4 protein-coding genes are annotated in these 3,443 nt (G+C 64.3%); 3 read left to right on the top strand and 1 reads right to left on the bottom strand.

Translation table 11 applies throughout. From position 1 onward, the window contains the following. The 3 genes from EN750_RS24475 to EN750_RS24465 all read left to right on the top strand — a co-directional run. Positions 1–336, top strand: a 336-nt coding sequence (locus EN750_RS24475; RefSeq protein ID WP_127397949.1) for an FtsX-like permease family protein, incomplete at its 5' end; no start/stop codon positions are given. Next, on the top strand, positions 333–1,016 hold the full coding sequence (locus EN750_RS24470) for an ABC transporter ATP-binding protein (protein WP_174800360.1): 684 nt from the start codon (positions 333–335) through the stop codon (positions 1,014–1,016). The genes EN750_RS24475 and EN750_RS24470, both read left to right, overlap by 4 nt. A 591-nt stretch (positions 1,017–1,607) precedes the next feature. Further along, positions 1,608–2,858, top strand: a complete 1,251-nt coding sequence (locus tag EN750_RS24465; RefSeq protein WP_127397947.1) for a site-2 protease family protein — start codon at positions 1,608–1,610, stop codon at positions 2,856–2,858. A 21-nt stretch (positions 2,859–2,879) separates the two neighbouring features. Here the strand turns inward: EN750_RS24465 and lipB are convergent. Next, a partial coding sequence (gene lipB, locus EN750_RS24460) for a lipoyl(octanoyl) transferase LipB (protein WP_127397945.1) occupies positions 2,880–3,443 on the bottom strand: 564 nt, incomplete at its 5' end.

Genomic DNA, 3,443 nt, shown 5'->3' with positions numbered 1-3,443 from the left:
ATCCTGCGCACCATGGGGGCGTCGCGCGGCGCCATCCTGCGCATCTTCCTGATGACGGGGGCAGCGATCGGCGTGACCGGCACGCTCGCCGGTGTGCTGCTCGGCGTGCTGATCTGCACCAACATCGAATCCATCCGCCAGTTCTTCTCATGGATGACCGGCAAGGTGCTGTTCAATCCGGAGCTTTATTTCCTCAGCCAGTTGCCGGCGAAGATGGATCCGCGCGAGACGACCTATGTCGTCCTGATGGCGCTCGGACTGTCCTTCCTGGCAACGGTGTTTCCGGCATGGCGCGCCGCGCGCCTCGATCCGGTCGAAGCCTTGAGGTACGAATAGTGGCCGAGGTCATTATCGAGCTGAAGAGCGTCGAGCGGCACTATGTCCAGGGGCCGCGCAAGCTCACCATCCTGAACGGTGCCGATTTCTCGCTGAAGCGCGGCGAGATGGTGGCGCTGGTGGCGCCGTCGGGCACCGGCAAGTCGACCCTGCTGCACACTGCCGGCTTGCTGGAGCGTCCCGACGCCGGCGACGTCATCCTGGCCGGCCGTGCCTGCGGGCGGCTCTCCGATGACGAGCGCACGGCGATCCGCCGCAACGATGTCGGCTTCGTCTACCAGTTCCATCACCTGCTGCCGGAATTCTCGGCGCTGGAAAACATCATGATGCCGCAGCTCATCAAGGGGCTCAGCCGCAAGGACGCGGCCGAGCGCGCGGCGCAGCTGCTCGATTACATGCAGATCGGCAAGCGCGCGTCGCACCGGCCGTCCGAACTTTCCGGCGGCGAACAGCAGCGCGTTGCCATCGCGCGTGCGGTCGCCAATGCGCCGCTGGTGCTGCTGGCCGACGAGCCGACCGGCAATCTCGATCCGGTCACCGCGTCCTATGTGTTCGAGGCGCTGGCGGCGCTGGTCAAGCAATCGGGCCTCGCGGCGCTGATCGCCACCCACAATCACGAACTGGCATCGCGCATGGACCGGCGTGTCACGCTGGCCGACGGCAAAGTGGTGCCGCTTTAGTCTCTGATGTCGTCATCCTAGGGCGAAGCTCCGCGGAGCGGAGCGTAGACCCTAGGATCCATGCCGTTACTTTCGAGACAAATGCAGGGGTCGAGGATATGCGACCTCTATCAGAGCGATAATTCTGCACCGTAGCATCGCCCCTGGGTCACGGCATGGATCCTAGGGTCTGCGCGCGTCGCTCCGCTCCTTGCTCCGCCCTAGGATGACGATGCGATGGCTAATCGCATAAGGCTTCGGTCAGCCCACGTGGCACCGTCGCTCGCCCATCAACCTTTCCTTAACCCTGCCGATTTGATCGCCCGGAATTCCGGGCGCGGGCGGATCGTGCCCGTTGACTTTGAAACAAAATTAGAACAAAATGCGAACATATCAACAACAGGAGAGAGTTATGACCGATTTGGTTCAGGATGTCATCTCACTGGTTTGCATGAGCACGTTCCTTGTTTCCATGGCGATCTGGATCGGAGCCATGTGATTTGGCGGCGTTCGCCGCCGCGGGTCCTATGCGGTCGACGGCCGTTCCGCCGTTAAGCTTTTCTTGCCGCCGTAACGTTAGGGTACCTCGGCAAGACAGGGAGCAATGTCCAGGTGTCGCCCATCGTCACGGCCATTCTGGTGGCCAGCAATCTCGGGCTGATCTTTCTGTTGATGACCGTGCCGCTTGGTTTGCGCACGGTCCGTCTGACCCGTCTGGTGGCGATGGACCGTCAGCGCCTCTGGCAGGCGCTGTGGCCGCTCGGCAGCGATGCCGGCTGGTCCGGTGAGATCCTTTCCGCCGAGGCGCCGGACGGCGAGGGCGTGGCCCGCATGACGCTGTCGTGGGAAGGTCGCGACGGCAAGCCGATCGAACGCAGGTCGCGGTTTGATGACGTCGTCGAAGGTATCAGCTTCTCGATGCGTGTCATCGAGGACACCGCGCTCGACGCTTCGTTCTGGAAGGACTTTTCCGAAACCGCTGAACTCGTCTCCGAAGGCACCAGCACGCGGGTGACGCTCAGCCAGACGGATCGCTATCGCGGCGTCGCCTTCCTGGTGTTCCGCTATTTCGCCCTGCGCCGCGAACTCTCCAAGCTGCAGCGCTGGGCGCGGACCGGGCAGTATCGCAAGGGCGGTTGGTTCGAGCATCCGCTCAGCCAGGTTGGCTTTGCCGGGCTTTCGGCGCTGATCCTGTGGCCATTCTTCGGCCTTCACTTCGGCGGTCTGGCACTGGCCGCGATCCTCACATCGGTGGTCGCCCTGCATGAGCTTGGCCATATGGCGGCGTTCCGGCTTATGGGCCACAACCGGGCACGGATGATCTTCATTCCGCTGCTCGGCGGCATCGCCATTGGCGGGCGGCCCTATGACAGCCGTTTCGAGGTGGCTTTCGTGGCGCTGATGGGCGCCGGCTTCTCCGCATTCCTGGTGCCGGTTGTGATCGCTGCCAGCACCTTTGCCGGCGCGGAAGGCCACCGGCTGGCGGCGGCCCTGCTGGCGACCCTGGCGGGCTTCGCCGCACTGTTCAACATCGCCAATCTGGTGCCGGTGTGGAAATTCGACGGCGGCCAGGTGCTGCGCCAGATCTGTCCGGGACCAGTCGGGCTGGCGCTGGCTTCCTTCTTCCTGCTCTCGGCTTTCCTGGCTGTCGGTTGGCAGGCCGGCTTTTCCTCCAACTTCCTGCTCGCGACGGGAGCGGTGTTTTCGATCCTCAGCCTGCTGACGATGAGCAGCGGGGTCAAGCCGCGTTACGAGCTGAAGCCGATCCGCACCATCGACCGGCTCGCCATGGCGGCGGCGTTGCTGGCAGTGTTCGCCATCCATGGCTATGGCGTATTGTGGGCCTCCGCCCAACTGATTTGAGCCGTACCGGATCCGGAAGAATCAGCCGGCCTTGCGCTCGGCTTCGACAGGCAAGACCGTGGCGGGACCGAACACATCCTCGAAGGCGGATTTCAGCGCCAGGTCAAGGTCGGCCATGGTCAGGGGAAGGCCGAGATCGACGAGGCTGGTGACGCCGTGGTCCTGCACGCCGCAAGGCACGATGCCGCTGAAATGGTCGAGGTCGGGCTCGACATTGATAGCGATGCCGTGAAAACTCACCCAACGCCGCAGCCGGATGCCTATGGCCGCGATCTTGTCCTCCGCCAGTGAGCCGTCCGGCAGGGCAGGGCGATCCGGCCGCACCACCCAGACGCCGACCCGGTCCTCGCGGCGCTCGCCATGCACGTTGAAGGCAGCGAGCGTGCCGATGATCCACTGTTCGAGCGCCGCGACGAAGGCGCGGACGTCCTCACGCCGCCGCTTCAGATCAAGCATGACATAGGCGACCCGCTGGCCCGGCCCATGATAGGTGTATTCGCCGCCGCGGCCGGCCGCAAATACCGGGAAGCGGCTGGCGTCGATCAGATCCTCGCCGCGAGCGCTGGTGCCGGCCGTGTAGAGCGG

Source organism: Mesorhizobium sp. M7A.F.Ca.ET.027.03.2.1 (genome assembly GCF_003999175.1).
In the GTDB taxonomy this organism is placed as follows: domain Bacteria; phylum Pseudomonadota; class Alphaproteobacteria; order Rhizobiales; family Rhizobiaceae; genus Mesorhizobium.
The sequence above is the reverse complement of the archived record's forward strand: the minus strand, read 5'-3'. Positions and strand labels throughout refer to the sequence as shown.